Source organism: Nonomuraea sp. NPDC050310, assembly GCF_040655795.1.
GTDB lineage: Bacteria > Actinomycetota > Actinomycetes > Streptosporangiales > Streptosporangiaceae > Nonomuraea.
In genome coordinates, this window is sequence record NZ_JBFAKP010000003.1 from 625,971 (window position 1) to 640,560 (window position 14,590).

The window sequence follows — 14,590 nt, forward strand, 5'->3', positions numbered from 1 at the left end:
CAACGAACCAATCCCGACGACGTGTTCAAGGAGTTGCTCCAGGCGGCGCGCGAACTGCTCGCCGTACGCAGCCCGCTGGACGCCGAACTCATGGTCTCCGACATGGTCGGGGCCTGGTGGGGGCGGCGGGTCAAGGGCGGTGACGTGGAGCAGGTGCTGGGCGAGGGGCTGGTCGACTACGCCGCGAAGGCCGGCACGCCCGCCGCGCTGACGTTGCTGATCTGCCTGGCCTACCTCGGCACGGCCCGCCAGGGCGCCAAGGCCGAGGGCGCGGCGCTGGCGATGATGGAGTCGGGCGTGGCCCGGCCGGGCTGGGCCGACCGCGTGGGCGCGGTCAAGCCGACCGGCTGCTTCGTCTCCCGTGACGCCTACGGCGACCAGGACACCGTGGTGTGCACCTTCGCCTACTCCGGTCTCGACCGGCACGCCCTGGTGCTCGTGGTCGACTACAACATGCGCGGCATGGCCCGCGACGCCTGGGTCTCCTCCGAGGTGGACAAGCTGCTGGAGCAGGCCCGCGCCGAGGCCGAGGCCAACCCGATGCTGCTGTTCGAGGAGATCGAGCCCCAGCAGGCCAGGGCGCTGCTCGACTCGGCGATGAAGGCCGCCCGCGAGCCCCGCACCCGGCCGCCGGTCAGCGACAGCTACAGCGCCTACCACGCCTTCGCCCGCTCCCGGCTCAAGGCGTTGCCGCCGGGCCGCACGCGCCCCGCCCCGCTGCACAGCGAGGCCCCCTACAGCCGCGAGCGCCGCGCGATGCTGGCCGCCGAGTTCCTGGCCTCCGACGAGGCCGAGCACCTGTCGGACCGCTCGGCCGCCTCGCGCTGCGCCGACCACATCATCGACTACGGCTGCGCCCAGGACTTCAACCGGCCGCTGCGGGTCAGCCCGGCCAAGTGCGAGACCTTCCTGCTGACCTGGCTGCCGAGCAAGGTCATGCTGAGCGAGGCCGAGCAGGAGGCCATGCCGCACGTGCTGTCGGCCTGGGCGCGCTTCTCCGCGCGCAAGACCGCGCTGCCCCAGCAGGGGCTGACCGCCACGCTCGACGCGGTCTGGGAGGCGATGGCCAAGTTCCCCGACGCCTACCGCGACCCGACCTCCTTCGGCCTCGACCGCTCGCTGCTGGAGCGGCTGCTGCCGGACGGCGACCTGTCCGCGCTGGCCCGGCGGATCTTCGCCTTCCCGCTGCTGCAGGGCCGGCACGGCGACGTCAACCTCGACCGGCTCAACCCGGCCGACCCGGCCGACCGCCGCACCCTGCTGGAGCTCGACCACTCCGGCGGCCTGGACGAGCAGCACCTGGCCTGGCACGAGGAGGTCGCCACCCGGCTGTGGGAGGGCGACCCGCCGCAGATGTGGGAGGCCGCGCAGCGCCTGCTCGACCTGGGGCACGACCGCGAGGAGGTGCTCCACGTGCTGATCGAGATCGTCGAGCGGATCGGCGGCGACCCCGAGGAGCTGGCCGCCGCCCTGGACGACATCGCGGAGATCCCGGATGAGATCTGACCCGTCCATGTTCATGTACCGGCCGCTCGGCGGGGGCCGCTACCTGGCCACCGAGCACACCCAGAGCCCCTGGGACCCGGCGATGCAGCACCTCGGGCCGGTCACCGCGCTGATCGTGCACGAGCTGGGCACCTCGGAGCTGCCGCTGGCCCGGCTCGTGGTGGAGATCTTCGGCCCGGTGCCGCTGGCCGAGGTCGAGGTCGCCACCTCGGTCCTGCGCGACGGCAAGCGGGTGCAGTGCCTGGGCGCCTCGGTCTCCTCCGGCGGGCGCGAGTACGTGCGGGCCACCGCCTGGCGCATCCGCGAGGCGAACACCCCGCCGACCACGGTCGCCGGCCCGCCCCCGCTGCCGGCCGGGCCCACGCCGCCGCCCGGCGAGTCGTGGCTGACCTCCGGCTTCGGGTACGGCAGGGCGATGGACTGGCGGTTCGCCGCGGGCTCGCCCGACGAGACCGGCCCGGCGACGGTCTGGGGCCGCTCGCGCGCGGTGCTCGTGGAGGGCGAGGAGCCCACCCCGCTGGAGCGCCTGGCGGTCCTGGCCGACAGCGGCAACGGCGTCAGCCACGCCCTCGACTTCGCCACCCACGTCTTCGTCAACGTCGACCTGACGATCTCGCTCTTCCGCGCCCCCGAGGGCGAGTGGATGTGCCTCGGCGCCGAGACCGTGATCGGTCCCGCCGGGCGCGGCCTGGTGCGCACCAGGCTGTTCGACCGGGCCGGCGAGGTCGGCGTGGCGACCCAGACGCTCTTCGTCGCGCCCCGGTAGCGGATGCGGTGGAGGATGGGGCCATGGTGATCGACCTGAACGCGGACCTCGGCGAGGGCTTCGGCATCTGGCGGCTGGGCGACGACACGGCACTGCTGGACATCGTCACGAGCGCCAACGTCGCCTGCGGCTTCCACGCCGGCGACCCCGTCACCATCCGGCGCACCTGCGCCGCGGCGATCGACCGGGGCGTGACCATCGGCGCCCAGGTGTCCTACCGCGACCTGGCCCACTTCGGCCGGCGCGAGATGGAGGTGGAGCCCGAGGAGCTGTGCGCCGAGGTGCTCTACCAGCTCGCCGCGGTCGACGGCATCGCCCGGGCGATGGGCGGGCGGGTCTCCTACGTCAAGCCGCACGGCGCGCTCTACAACCGGGTGGTGCGCGACCCGGTGCAGGCCGCCGCGCTGATCGACGCGGTGGCCGACTACGACGCCTCGCTGCCGGTCCTGACCCTGCCCGGCTCGGCCGTGCACCAGGCCGCCGCGGCCGAGGGGGTGCCGACGGTCTGCGAGGCGTTCGCCGACCGCGCCTACACCGCCGAGGGCACGCTGGTGCCGCGCCGCGAGCCCGGCTCGGTCCTGCACACCGCAGAGGAGGTGGCCGCCCGCGCGGTGCGGATGGCCGTGGAGCAGCGGGTGCGCGCCGCCGACGGCAGCGACGTGGCCGTGCCGGCGCGCTCGATCTGCGTGCACGGGGACACACCCGACGCGGTGGGGCTGGCGCGGGCCGTACGTGATCGGCTGCTGGAGGCCGGTGTGGTGCTCCAGCCGTTCACATGATCCGCCGGGTGGGTGAGCGCGGGCTGCTGGTCGAGACCGGGGAACTGGCCCTGTCGCACCGGCTCGACGCCCGGTTGCGGGCCGAGCCGCCGGCCGGGGTGGTGGAGATCGTGCCGGGACCGGAGACGGTGCTCGTGGTGTCGGAGGCGGCCGACCTGGCCCCGCTGCGCGCGCACCTGGCCGGACTGCTGGCCGCCGCGGAGGCCGAGCCGGAGGCCGCGGGCGCGGACGGGTCCGGCGAGGTGCTCGTCATCCCGGTCGTCTACGACGGGGAGGACCTGCCCCGGGTGGCCGCCGAGACCGGGCTGAGCACCGACGAGGTGATCGCCCGGCACACCGGCAGCGAGCTGGTCGTGGGCTGGCTGGGGTTCGCGCCGGGCTTCGCCTACCTCACCGGGCTGGACCCCAGGCTGCACCTGCCGCGCCTGGCCACGCCGCGGACCGGCGTCCCGGCCGGGTCGGTGGCCGTCGCCGGGCCCTACTCGGCCGTCTACCCCACCGCCTCGCCCGGCGGCTGGCGGCTGCTGGGGCGGACCGCCACGACCGTCTGGGACGTGCGCGCCGACCCGCCCACCCGGTTCCGGCCGGGCCTGCGGGTGCGCTTCGAGGCCGCATGATCGAGGTGGTGGCGCCGGGGCCGTACGCGACGGTCCAGGACCTCGGCCGGCCCGGCTACGCCCACCTGGGGGTGCCGCGCTCGGGCGCGGCCGATCCGGACGCGCTGCGGCTGGCCAACCGGCTGGTGGGCAACGCCGAGGGCGCCGCCGGGCTGGAGCTGACCTTCGGCGGGGCACGGCTGCGCTTCCCCGCCGGGGCGTGGCTGGCGCTCACCGGCGCGCCCTGCCCACTCGCGCTGCCCGGCGGGCGGCCCGGCCGGTGCGCGCCGTTCTGGGCGCCGCCCGGGGCCGAGCTGCGCGTGGGTCTCCCCTGGTACGGCCTGCGGACCTACCTGGCGGTGCGGGGCGGCGTCGCGGCCGAACCCGTTTTGGGCAGCCGCTCGACCGACTCGTTGTCCGGCCTGGGCCCGGCGCCGTTGCGGGCCGGGACGTGCCTGCCGGTGGGGCGGCCGGACGGGGAGATCACCGTGGACCTCGCGCCGGAGCCGGCGCGGCGTGAGCCGGTGGTGCGGGTGCTGCCGGGGCCGAGGGCGGACTGGTTCGTGCCCGCGGCGCTGGAGGAGCTGGCGGCCGAGCCGTACGAGGTGAGCCAGGACAGCAACCGGGTCGGGGTGCGGCTGCGCGGGCGGGAGCTCAAGCGGGCGCGGGCGGGTGAGCTGCCGAGCGAGGGCATGGTGCTGGGCGCGGTGCAGGTGCCGCCGAGCGGGCAGCCGATCGTCTTCCTGGCCGACCACCCGCCGACCGGCGGGTACCCGGTGATCGGGGTGGTGGCGGCACGGGACCTCCCGATGGCCGCGCAGGCCCGCCCGGGCGACCGGCTCCGTTTCGTCGTCAGCCGGGACTGACCCCAGGGCCACCCTCGGACGGCCTGCGGCTTTCGGGGGGCGGTGGCCTTTCGGAGGGTGCGGGACTCTCGGAGGGTGGGGGCCGCTCGGGCAGTCCGGTGCTCTCGGGGAGGTTGAGGCGGAAGATGGCGCCGCCGCCGGGGCGGGGTCCGGCGGTGGCGTGGCCGCCGTGTGCCTCGGCCACCGCGGCCACGATCGACAGCCCCAGCCCCGCTCCCCCACCCGCGCGGTGGTGGAAGCGCTCGAAGACCCGCGCCCCCGGCTCCAGCCCCGGCCCCCGGTCGGCCACCTCGACCACGGCCCGCCCGTCCACGGCCGCGACGCGGACGCTCGCCTCGGTCCCGGGCGGGGTGTGCCGCAGCAGGTTGGCCAGCAGGTTGCCGACCGCCTGCCGGAGCTGGGCGGCGTCGCCGTCCACCCGGACCGGCCCGTCGCCGAGCAGGTCCAGGGGCCGGTCCGGCTCGACGGCCAACGTGTCGGCGACCGCCTCGGCCACCAGCACGTCCAGCTCGACCACCTGGCGTTCGGCCACCCGCCCCTGGTCCAGCCGGGCGAGCAGCAGGAGCTCCTCGACCAGCGCCCCCATCCGGGCCGCCTCCGACTCGATCCGGCTCATCGCCTTGGCCAGGTCGTCCTGCCGCACGCGCGCCCCCCGGCGGAACAGCTCGGCGTAGCCCCGGATGGTCGCGATCGGCGTGCGCAGTTCGTGCGAGGCGTCGGCGACGAACCGCTCCAGCCGCGCACGCGACTCGGCCCGCTCGCGGAAGGCCCCTTCGAGCTGGCCGAGCATCGCGTTCAGCGCCCGCGCCAGCCGGCCGACCTCGGTCTCCGGCGGTGCGGGCTCGACGCGGCGGCCGAGGTCACCGGCCCCGATCGCCCCGGCGGCGGCCACCATGCGGTCGAGCGGGCGCAGCCCCCGCCGGACCAGCCAGGCGGCCAGCAACGTGAGGCCGGACAGCGCGAACCCGGAGGTGCCGATCAGCACCATGGCCACCCGGTGGGTGAGCTCGTCGGCGGCGGCCAGCAGCTCCGGGCCGCCGCCCAGGGCGCGGAGCCGCGCGTCGTCCGGACCGCGCCAGTCCTGGAGGGCGCCGAAGGTCGCACCGCCGACCAGGACGAGCGCCAGGGCCAGCAGGCCGACGACGGTGGCGGTCAGGCGGCTGCGCAGCGACATCAGGCGTCCCTGGGCAGGCGCATGACGTAGCCGACGCGCGGCACGGTGTGGATGAGCTGCGGGCCGGTGTGGTCGACCTTGCGGCGCAGGTAGCTGATGTAGGTCTGGACGACGCCGTCGTTGCCGTAGTCCCAGACGTGCTGCACGATCTGCCGCTTGGTCACCACCTTGCCGGCGTTGACCAGCAGGTAGCGCAGCAGCTTGAACTCGGTCGGGGTGAGCTCGACCAGCCGGCCGCCGCGCCGTACCTCGTAGGCCGCCTCGTCGACCGTCAGGTCGGCGAGGACCAGCTCGCGGCGGCCGGGCAGGCTGCGGCGGAGCACGGCCTGCACCCGGGCGACCAGTTCCTCCAGGCTGAACGGCTTGGTCACGTAGTCGTCGCCGCCGGAGCGCAGCGCGGCGATCTTGTCGGGGGTGTCGTCCACCGCGGTCAGGAAGATGATCGGGGTGGTCGAGCCTGAGGCGCGGATGCGCCGGCAGACCTCGGTGCCGCGCAGGTCGGGCAGCAGGACGTCCAGGACGATCAGGTCCGGCCGCAGGCTCGCCGCCGCGGCGATCGCGGCCGCGCCCGAGCCGGCGACGGAGGTCTCGTAGCCCTCGTAGCCCAGGGCGGTGGAGACCAGATCGGCGAGGAAGGGTTCGTCGTCGACGACCAGGATGCGGGTCACGGCTCAAGTCTGCCCTGCGGGTTCTTGGAGAGCTCTGTGAAGCCTCACCGAGTATCTGAAGATCATTTTGGTCGACTTGGCGGACATGGAGAGATTTTCGGCTTTCGTTCTGCGCCGCCGGCGGTTGGTCGCCCTGCTGGCGCTGGTGGGGTTCTTCGCCGGGCTCGGGGCCACCCCGCTGGCCGTCCAGCGGCTGTCGGAGGACTACACGGTCTTCGAGGTCAACAAGGAGATCACCGGGATCTACGGGAACGGCGGCTACCAACGGCCCTTCATCCCGGTCGTCGTGCTGCCCGAGGGCAGCTCGCCGGAGGCCGTGGGCGCGGCCTTCGCCGCCGTGGCCGCGCGGCTGCCGGAGGCCCGCGTGGTCTCCTACGCCGACACCCACGACCCCCGCCTGGTCGGCTCCGACGGGCGGACCACCTTCGGCCTGGTCTTCCCCGGCACCTACTCCGACGGCAGCCCGCCCGGCGGCGGGCTGGGCGAGACGCCGGACGACGGGCCGCTGATCTCCGAGACGATGCGGCCGCACCTGCCGCCGGGCAGCGTGGTCCACGTGACCGGGCTCGACCGCCTGGTGCCCAGCGCGGACGCCGGCGGGGTGAACGTGCCGAGCAAGATCCTCGTCGGGCTGCTGGCCACCGTGGTGGTGTTGCTGCTGGTCTTCCGCTCGGCGCTGGCCTTCGTGCCGGTCCTGGTCTCGGTGCTGGCCGTCTTCCTGTCCTTCCTGGTGATCCTGCTGCTCACGCTGGTGATGACGGTGCACGACGTGGCGCTGACCACGATGCCGCTGCTGGGTCTGGGCATCGCCGTCGACTACTCTCTGCTGCTGGTCGCGCGCTGGCGGGAGGAGCGGGCCCGCGGGTTCGCCGGGGACGAGGCGGTCCATCGGGCGATGGCCGCGGCCGGGCGGTCGATCCTGTTCAGCGGGGTCGCGGTGGCGATCGGGCTGCTGACGATGATCGTGCTGCCGGTGCCGTTCCTGCGCAGCCTGGGGCTGGCGGGCATGATCATCGCGGCGGTCAGCGTGGTCACGACGCTGACCGTGCTGCCGGTGCTGCTGGCCCGGAGCCGGTCGCGGGTGAGCCGCCGCGAGCCGCGCGCGTGGGCGGTCTGGGCTCGCTGGGTGGTACGGCGCCGCATCCCGGCCGCCGTGCTGACCGGCGGGCTGCTGCTGGCGTTGGCCTGGGCCGGGCTCGGCGTCGACCTCGGCCTGCCGGAGAGCCGCGACCTGCGCGGACCCGGGACGCCCGGCGTGGCGGCCCTGGAGCGGGCCGGCATCCCGACCGGGGTGATCACGCCGATCGAGGTGCTGGTGACCGGGCAGCCGAAGCCGGAGAGCCTCGCGAAGGTCGCGGGCGTGCATGCCGTCCTGGCGCCGGACACCCCGAAGTGGCGCCGGGACGGCACGGCGATCCTGTCGGTCCTGCCGGTCGCGGAGAACGGCAGCGCCGAGGGCGAGGCCACCGTCGCCCGCCTCGGCGCCGCCGTACCCGAGGGCACGCAGGTCGGCGGGAACGTGGCCCAGAGCATGGACTTCCGCGACCGGGCCTACGGCGCCTTCCCCTGGATGCTGGGGCTCATCGCCCTGGTCACCTTCGTCCTGCTGGCCCGCGCCTTCCGCTCGCTGCTGCTGCCGATCAAGGCGATCGTGCTCAACCTGCTGTCACTGGGCGCGGTGATCGGCGCGATGGTGCTGATCTGGCAGAGCGGCGGCATGAGCATCGGCGAGTTCGTGCCGCTGACGATCTTCGCCTTCCTGTACGGCCTGAGCATGGACTACGAGGTGTTCATCCTGGCCAGGATGCGCGAGGAGTACGACCGCAGCGGCGACAGCCGGCGGGCGGTGGTCGAGGGCGTGTCCAGGACCGGCCGGCTGGTGACCTCGGCGGCGCTGATCCTGATCGTCTCCTTCGCCGCACTGGCCATGACACCCGAGATGGACGTGCGGATCTTCGCCGGCGGCCTGGCCCTCGGCATCCTGATCGACGCCACCCTGATCCGCGGCGTCCTGCTGCCCGCGCTGGTGGCGATGATGGGCCGCTGGAACTGGTGGCTGCCGGGCTGGGCCGCGACCCTGCTGCGGGTGCCGCCCAGCCCCCTGGTTAGCCCTTGATCGCCCCCTCCTCCACGCCGCGGAAGAAGAAGCGCTGGAGGGTGGCGAAGACGATCACGACCGGGATGAAGGCGATCATCGTCCCGGCGGTGATCAGGCGCGGGTTGGCGCTGAAGGTGCCGTTGAGGTAGTTCAGGCCGACGGTGAGGGTCAGGTTCTCCGGGTCGGTCAGCACGATGAGCGGCCACAGGAAGTTGTCCCACGCGCCGATGAAGGCGAAGATCGTGATCACGCTGAGCATGCCGCGCACGTTGGGCAGCCCGATCCGCAGGAAGCGCTGCCAGGCGTTGGCGCCGTCCACGATCGCGGCCTCGTCCATCTCCTTGGGGATGGCCGCGAAGGCGGTGCGCATCAGCAGCACGTTGAGCATGCCGATGATGTCGGGCAGGGCGACGCCGAGCAGGGTGTCGGACAGCCCCATGCTCTGGATGGTGACCAGCTTGGAGATGATCGTCACCTCCTCCGGCAGCACCAGGGTGGCCACGAAGGCGCCGAGCACCAGCTTGCCGCCGCGGAAGCGCAACCGGGCCAGCGCGTAGCCGGCCAGCGTCGCGCCGATGGCGTTGCCGGTCACCACCAGGAAGGCGACGATCAGCGAGTTCCTGGCGTACTTCAGGACCGGCAGGGTCTCCATCACGGTGACGTAGTTGTCCAGCGTCGGCTTGCTCGGCAGGAACTGCGGGGTGGCGGTGAAGACGTCCTCGTCGGCGCTCTTGAGCGAGGTGGAGAGCTGGAGCAGGAAGGGTCCCACGGTGATCAGCAGGACCAGCAGGAGGAGCCCGTACCGCAGGATCTTCTCGCGCGCCGGCATCAGGTCCCCTTCCGATCGTCGCGGCCGAGGCGGGTGAGCAGGAGCATCGGCCCGATGGTGATCACCAGCAGGAGCAGGCTCAGCGCCGAGGCGTAGCCCAGGTGGCCGGTGAAGCCGCGGCTGTAGAGCTGGATCAGCATGACCACCGACATGTCGCGCCCGCCGGGCCCGCCGGTGCCGTTGGACAGCACGTACAGCTCGGAGAAGACGCGCAGCGCGTTGACCGAGATGAGCACGGAGACCAGCAGCATCGTGTTGCGCACCCCCGGCACGGTGATGTGGAAGAAGCGCCGGATCGGCCCGGCCCCGTCCACGGCCGCCGCCTCGTGCAGGTCACGGCGGACGTTCCCGAGCGCCGACAAGTAGATGATCATGTAGTAGCCGAGGCCCTTCCACACCGTCAGGCTGATCGCGCTGAACAGCAGCAACCACCGGTCGGTCAGGAAGGGCAGCGGTTCCTGGATCACCCTGAACTGCTGGAGCAGGCCGTTGAGCATGCCTTGCTCGTTGAGCATCCAGCTCCAGATGATCGCCACCACCACCGCGGAGGCGATCACCGGGGTGTAGAAGGCGGTGCGGAAGAAGGTGATGCCCGGCAGCCGCTTCTCCACCAGTACGGCCAGCAGCAGCGGCAGGAAGGTCAGCAGCGGCACGCAGACCACCATGTAGACGACGCTGTTGAGCAGGGCGTCGGCGAGCTGGTCGTCGTTGAGCGCGCGCTCGAAGTTCTGCAGCCCGGTGAAGCGGCCCCCGCTGAGCGGCTTGGCGTTGGTGAACGACAGGATGATCGTGTTGATCACGGGCCAGATGGAGAAGATCAGCAGCCAGGCCGCCGCGGGCGCGATCAGCACCCACGGCGTGAACCAGCGCTGGTGGACGATCCCGCCGCGGCGGGCGGCCGGGACCGCCCGGTCAGCGGGGCGGCTGATCACTGGTTGAGAAGTTCGTTGCATTTCGCCACGGCGGTGTCGAGGGCTTCCTTGGCAGTGGCGTCGCCACTGATGGCCAGGGCGAACTGCTGGTTCACGATCTTGTCCATGGCGCTGTTGAACTGCACGGGCTGCAGCATCTTGGCGCTGGCCAGGGAGGTGAAGGCGGTCACCTTGGCGTCGCCGGCGTTGGTGCCGTCGCTCTTGCTGAAGAACGGGTCGCTGGCGGAGGCCTTGGTGCTGGGGAAGATCGCGACCAGGTGGGCGAAGGCCGCCTGGTTCTCCGCGTTGGTCACCCAGCGGGCCAGCGCGACCGCGGCCGGCAGGTTCTTGCTCTTGGCCGAGACCGACAGGCCCTGCACGTACAGCGGCGGGGTGCCCATCGCCGCCGAGGAGACCACCTTCGGCGCCAGCGAGGGGTTGTCGGTCTGCAGGCTGGTGATGTGGTTGCCGCCGCCGGTGGTCCAGGCGGCCTTGCCCTCGGAGAAGAGCTTGGCGTTGCCCTGGAAGGTGTCGGTCAGGATGTCCTTGGGCAGCAGGCCGTCCTTGTAGGCCTGGGCGTACTTGTCCAGCAGCGCGGCGGCCTCGGGGGTGTTGAAGGTGAAGGCCGAGCCGTCGTCGGCCATCAGCTTGACCCCTGCGTTGGCCAGGTCGCTCAGGCCGGGCTTGCGGCTCATCAGGTAGACCTTGCCGCCCGACTTCTCCTTCACCGTCCTGGCCTGTTCGATCAGCGCGTCGAGGTCGGCCGGCGGCTGCTTCGGGTCGAGGCCGTACTTGGTGAGCAGCTCGGAGTTCCAGTAGTTGACGTCGGTGTTGAGGTACCACGGGTAGCCGAAGGTGCCGTCGAGTCCGGCGAACCGGTAGGCCTCCAGGCCGCCGGGCACGTACTCCTCCATCGCCTTGGCGTCGGCCTTGGCGATGTCGAGCAGCAGGCCCTGCTTGGCCAGCGGGAGGGCGAAGTCGGGCGGCAGGTTGGACACGTCCGGCAGGGTGCCGCTGGCGGCCTGGGTGAGCACCTTCTCGGAGTAGCCGTCGCCGGGCTGGTCGAGCCACTCGACCTCGACGCCGGGGTGCTGCTTCTCGAAGCCGTCGATGACACCCTGGACGTAGTCGGTGAACTTCGGCTTCAACGCCCACGTCTGGAGCGATACCTTGCCGGTGACCTGTCCGGAGGTGGTGGTGGGGGCGGCCTGCTGCTGCGGCGGGGTCTCGGTGCCGCCGAGGCCGCAGCCCGACATCGCCAGCGCCGCGGCCACGGTTAAGGCCGGCGCCGTCCAGTGCCTTCGCATGTTCTGTCTCCTGCCGCTTGCTAAACCGCTCTAGTTGTCGGGACTATCTACCCATCAAACTTCTGGTGTCAAGGGGGATCCGTGGCGCGACCGACGATCGCCGACATTGCCCGGCGGGCCGGTGTCTCGAAGGGGGCCGTCTCCTTCGCGCTCAACGGCCGGCCCGGCGTGAGCGAGGCCACGCGGGCGTTGATCCTGCAGGTGGCCGAGGAGATGAACTGGCGTCCGCACAGCGCGGCCCGCGCCCTGGTCGGCGCGAAGGCCGAGGCCGTGGGGCTGGTCATCGCCCGGCCCGCGCGGACCATCGGCGTCGAGCCGTTCTTCGCCCAGTTGCTGTCCGGACTGCAGGCGGGCCTGTCGGCGCGGGCGGTGGCGCTGCACCTGCTGGTGGTGGAGGACACCGCGGCCGAGATCGAGGTCTACCGGCGCTGGGCCTCCGAGCACCGGGTGGACGGCTTCATCCTGGTCGACCTGCAGGTCCGCGACCCCCGGGTGGCCGTGCTGGAGGAGCTCGGCCTGCCCTCGGTCGTGCTGGGCGGGCCGGGCAGGCACGGCTCGCTGTCGAGCGTGTGGGCCGACGACCGCGAGGCCATGCTCTCCATCGTGGAGTACCTGTCCGCGCTCGGGCACACCCGCATCGCGCACGTCTCCGGCCTGCCCTCCTTCCGGCACACCCAGCGGCGCATCCGGGCGCTGAAGGACTCCGCCCGCCGGCTGGGCCTGGTCGAACTGCTCTCGGTGCCGACCGACTTCAGCGACGCCGAGGGCGCCGCGGCCACGCGTACGCTGCTGTCGCGGCCCGACCGGCCGACCGCGATCATCTACGACAGCGACGTCATGGCGGTCGCCGGGCTCGGCGTCGCCGGCGAGATGGGCGTGGGGGTGCCGCGCGAGGTCTCCATCGTCGCCTTCGACGACTCCGTGCTGGCCCGCATCGTCCACCCCGCGCTGACCGCGCTCTCGCGCGACACCTTCGCGCTCGGCCAGCAGGTCGCGGCCACGTTGCTGGAGACCATCGCCGAGCCGGGCCGGCCGCGCGAGGTCCAGACCCAGACGCCCCGGCTGACCGTGCGGGAGAGTACCGCACCCTTGGCAGACGGCACTAAATCGGTTTAGGCTCGCGCCGATCCATGCCGGACCGAGTGGAACGAGAGCATCATCAGACACGACACTCAGGACGGCGGGCGCATCCGCTTCGGCGCGAACTACGTCCCCTCCGCCAACTGGTTCTACAGCTGGCTCGACTTCTCCGCCGACGCCGCCCGCCGCGACCTCGCCGACCTGGCCGGGCTGGGCCTCGACCATGTCCGGATCTTTCCGATCTGGCCGTGGATCCAGCCCAACCGTACGCTCATCCGGCCCCGCGCGGTCGAGGACGTGCTCACCCTGATCGACGTCGCCGCCGAATTCGGGCTCGGCGTCGCCGTCGACCTGCTCCAGGGGCACCTGTCGAGCTTCGACTTCCTGCCCTCGTGGGTGCTCACCCACCACAGCCGCAGCCTGTTCACCGACCCGAAGGTGCGCGAGGGCCTGGCCGCCTACGTGGACACCCTCGGCCGGGCCGTGGCGGCCAAGGACAACGTCTTCGCGCTCACCCTGGGCAACGAGGTCAACAACCTCTGGCCGAGCAACCCCACCACGCCCGAGGACTCGCGCGCCTGGGCGGCCGAGCTGCTCGGCGTGGCCCGCGCCGCCGCTCCCGGGCTGACGGTCCTGCATTCGCTCTACGACGACACCTGGTACGCCCCCGGCCATCCCTTCCACCCGGCCGACAACGTGGATCTGGGCGATCTGACCACCGTGCACTCGTGGGTGTTCAACGGCGTCTCCGCGCTCGACGGGCCGCTGGGGCCGGCCACCGTGACGCACGCCGACTACCTGATCGAGCTGGCCGCGGCCGCCTCCGCCGACCCGGGGCGGCCGGTCTGGCTGCAGGAGGTGGGGGCGCCCCGGCCGGACATCGGGGCCGAGGATGCCGCGCCGTACACGCGGGGGTTGCTGGAGAGCGTCGGCGCCAACCCCGCGCTCTGGGGGGTGACCTGGTGGTGCTCGCACGACCTCGACCGGGCGCTGGCCGACTTCCCCGAGCGGGAGTACGACCTCGGGCTGTTCACCGTGGACCACGTCGCCAAGCCGGCCGCCAAGGAGCTGGCCGCCTACCTGGCCGCGCCCCGGCCCCGGCCGGGCCTGCGGCCCGCCCTCCGCTGCCCCGCCGACCTGCGGGCGGAGCCGCACCGGCGCGCGGAGGTGGCCCCCGGCAGCCCCTTCCACACCGAGTGGGTACGGCGGCGCGGCACCGGCCCGGTGGCGATCGTGGACCCGGCCCGCGCGGCCGACCCCGCCCACCTGGCGGCCCGCGGGATCTCGCACGTCCTGTGACCCGGCGGCCCTCGATACCCTGACCTTCTCCGAGAGGGAGGCTTCCGCGAGGGGGGCTTCTACGAGGGGAGGCTTCGGCGAAGGGGAGGGACGTGTCGGCGATCCGGCTGCTGGTGCTCGGCGCGGTGCGCGCCCGTGGCCGTGCGCACGGCTACCAGGTGCGGAGCGACCTGGAGAGCTGGGGCGCGCACGAATGGTCGACCGCCAAGCCCGGTTCGATCTACCACGCGCTGAAGCAGTCGGCCAGGCAGGGCCTGCTGCTGGCGCACGACGTCGCGCCGAGCGACGCCGGGGGGCCGCCGCGGGTGGAGTACGAGCTCACCGGGCCTGGTGAGGAGGAGTTCCTGGCGTTGCTGCGGGAGGCGCTCTCCCGGGCCGACCAGCGGATCGACCTGCTCACCGCGGGCGTCGGCTTCCTCACCGCGCTGCCGCGCGCCGAGGCCGTCGGGCTGCTCCGGACCCGGCTCGCGGCGCTGGAGGCGTGGCGGGCCGAGGTGGACCGGCACTGGTCCGCCGAGCGTTCCGACGCGCGGGAGTGGGGCACGGTCGGGGAGATCATGGGCCTGTGGGTGCACTACTCCACGGGCAGTGCGGAGTGGACGCGGGGGCTGATCGAGCGGCTGGAGTCCGGGCGCTACGAGATGGCCGACTAGTCAACGTCGACTACTGTGCGGGCTATGCTCTTTTCCAGTAGTCAAATTTGATTAGCTG

Annotated in this window: 14 protein-coding genes; 9 read left to right on the top strand and 5 right to left on the bottom strand. The window is 72.9% G+C overall.

Annotated elements, in window-relative coordinates; translation table 11 throughout:
• Nucleotides 1-90: 90 nt before the first annotated feature.
• Genes AB0I67_RS12520 through AB0I67_RS12540 form a run of 5 tightly spaced genes read left to right on the top strand, consistent with a single transcriptional unit; the run spans nt 91 to nt 4,513 of the window.
• The gene (locus tag AB0I67_RS12520; RefSeq protein WP_357922191.1) at nt 91-1,506 is read left to right on the top strand and encodes a hypothetical protein; all 1,416 of its coding nucleotides are present in this window, start codon (nt 91-93) and stop codon (nt 1,504-1,506) included.
• Nucleotides 1,496-2,272, top strand: coding sequence for a thioesterase family protein (locus tag AB0I67_RS12525; RefSeq protein WP_357921926.1), 777 nt, complete (start codon nt 1,496-1,498; stop codon nt 2,270-2,272). Before AB0I67_RS12520 ends, AB0I67_RS12525 begins: the two co-directional genes overlap by 11 nt.
• A 23-nt stretch (nt 2,273-2,295) precedes the next feature.
• Nucleotides 2,296-3,051, top strand: coding sequence for a 5-oxoprolinase subunit PxpA (locus AB0I67_RS12530; RefSeq protein ID WP_357921929.1), 756 nt, complete (start codon nt 2,296-2,298; stop codon nt 3,049-3,051).
• An 8-nt stretch (nt 3,052-3,059) separates the two neighbouring features.
• Nucleotides 3,060-3,668: an allophanate hydrolase subunit 1 gene (locus tag AB0I67_RS12535; protein WP_357921932.1), complete on the top strand. Its 609-nt coding sequence runs from the start codon at nt 3,060-3,062 to the stop codon at nt 3,666-3,668.
• The gene (locus AB0I67_RS12540; protein ID WP_357921935.1) at nt 3,665-4,513 is read left to right on the top strand and encodes a biotin-dependent carboxyltransferase family protein; all 849 of its coding nucleotides are present in this window, start codon (nt 3,665-3,667) and stop codon (nt 4,511-4,513) included. Before AB0I67_RS12535 ends, AB0I67_RS12540 begins: the two co-directional genes overlap by 4 nt.
• Here the strand turns inward: AB0I67_RS12540 and AB0I67_RS12545 are convergent.
• Nucleotides 4,500-5,687, bottom strand: a complete 1,188-nt coding sequence (locus tag AB0I67_RS12545) for a HAMP domain-containing sensor histidine kinase (protein WP_357921938.1) — start codon at nt 5,685-5,687, stop codon at nt 4,500-4,502. The two genes, AB0I67_RS12540 and AB0I67_RS12545, sit on opposite strands and share 14 nt — an antisense overlap.
• Complete coding sequence (locus AB0I67_RS12550) at nt 5,687-6,355, bottom strand: response regulator transcription factor (protein ID WP_357921941.1); 669 nt, start codon at nt 6,353-6,355, stop codon at nt 5,687-5,689. Before AB0I67_RS12550 ends, AB0I67_RS12545 begins: the two co-directional genes overlap by 1 nt.
• 85 nt (nt 6,356-6,440) lie before the next feature.
• On the opposite strand from AB0I67_RS12550, the gene AB0I67_RS12555 reads away from it, so the two are divergent.
• Nucleotides 6,441-8,471 (top strand): MMPL family transporter, encoded by a 2,031-nt coding sequence (locus tag AB0I67_RS12555; protein ID WP_357921943.1) that lies wholly within the window; start codon nt 6,441-6,443, stop codon nt 8,469-8,471.
• Here the strand turns inward: AB0I67_RS12555 and AB0I67_RS12560 are convergent.
• The 3 genes from AB0I67_RS12560 to AB0I67_RS12570 are packed head-to-tail and all read right to left on the bottom strand — an operon-like array spanning nt 8,461 to nt 11,500.
• A complete protein-coding gene (locus tag AB0I67_RS12560) occupies nt 8,461-9,282 on the bottom strand; it encodes a carbohydrate ABC transporter permease (RefSeq protein ID WP_357921945.1) in 822 nt (273 codons plus the stop codon). The two genes, AB0I67_RS12555 and AB0I67_RS12560, sit on opposite strands and share 11 nt — an antisense overlap.
• The gene (locus AB0I67_RS12565) at nt 9,282-10,214 is read right to left on the bottom strand and encodes a sugar ABC transporter permease (protein ID WP_357921948.1); all 933 of its coding nucleotides are present in this window, start codon (nt 10,212-10,214) and stop codon (nt 9,282-9,284) included. The genes AB0I67_RS12560 and AB0I67_RS12565 overlap by 1 nt, the downstream gene beginning before the upstream one ends.
• Nucleotides 10,211-11,500, bottom strand: a complete 1,290-nt coding sequence (locus tag AB0I67_RS12570; RefSeq protein WP_357921950.1) for a sugar ABC transporter substrate-binding protein — start codon at nt 11,498-11,500, stop codon at nt 10,211-10,213. The genes AB0I67_RS12565 and AB0I67_RS12570 overlap by 4 nt, the downstream gene beginning before the upstream one ends.
• 81 nt (nt 11,501-11,581) lie before the next feature.
• Here AB0I67_RS12570 and AB0I67_RS12575 point away from each other — a divergent pair, with 81 nt between their 5' ends.
• The 3 genes from AB0I67_RS12575 (at nt 11,582) to AB0I67_RS12585 (ending at nt 14,532) form a co-directional block, all read left to right on the top strand.
• Nucleotides 11,582-12,616 carry a LacI family DNA-binding transcriptional regulator gene (locus AB0I67_RS12575; RefSeq protein ID WP_357921953.1) on the top strand — a complete coding sequence of 345 codons (1,035 nt, stop codon included), beginning with the start codon at nt 11,582-11,584 and terminating at the stop codon, nt 12,614-12,616.
• A 261-nt stretch (nt 12,617-12,877) separates the two neighbouring features.
• On the top strand, nt 12,878-13,879 hold the full coding sequence (locus AB0I67_RS12580) for a glycosyl hydrolase (RefSeq protein ID WP_357921956.1): 1,002 nt from the start codon (nt 12,878-12,880) through the stop codon (nt 13,877-13,879).
• 92 nt (nt 13,880-13,971) lie between these two features.
• The gene (locus AB0I67_RS12585) at nt 13,972-14,532 is read left to right on the top strand and encodes a PadR family transcriptional regulator (RefSeq protein WP_357921959.1); all 561 of its coding nucleotides are present in this window, start codon (nt 13,972-13,974) and stop codon (nt 14,530-14,532) included.
• The last annotated feature ends 58 nt before the right edge of the window (nt 14,533-14,590 follow it).

Bases quoted from the DNA above. Each gene is read 5' to 3' on its own strand.
- AB0I67_RS12525 (WP_357921926.1), top strand. From the start codon at position 1,496: ATGAGATCTGACCCGTCCATGTTCATGTACCGGCCGCTCGGCGGGGGC.
- AB0I67_RS12540 (WP_357921935.1), top strand. From the start codon at position 3,665: ATGATCGAGGTGGTGGCGCCGGGGCCGTACGCGACGGTCCAGGACCTC.
- AB0I67_RS12570 (WP_357921950.1), bottom strand. From the start codon at position 11,500: ATGCGAAGGCACTGGACGGCGCCGGCCTTAACCGTGGCCGCGGCGCTG.
- AB0I67_RS12530 (WP_357921929.1), top strand. From the start codon at position 2,296: ATGGTGATCGACCTGAACGCGGACCTCGGCGAGGGCTTCGGCATCTGG.
- AB0I67_RS12555 (WP_357921943.1), top strand. From the start codon at position 6,441: ATGGAGAGATTTTCGGCTTTCGTTCTGCGCCGCCGGCGGTTGGTCGCC.
- AB0I67_RS12560 (WP_357921945.1), bottom strand. From the start codon at position 9,282: ATGCCGGCGCGCGAGAAGATCCTGCGGTACGGGCTCCTCCTGCTGGTC.
- AB0I67_RS12545 (WP_357921938.1), bottom strand. From the start codon at position 5,687: ATGTCGCTGCGCAGCCGCCTGACCGCCACCGTCGTCGGCCTGCTGGCC.
- AB0I67_RS12520 (WP_357922191.1), top strand. From the start codon at position 91: ATGGTCTCCGACATGGTCGGGGCCTGGTGGGGGCGGCGGGTCAAGGGC.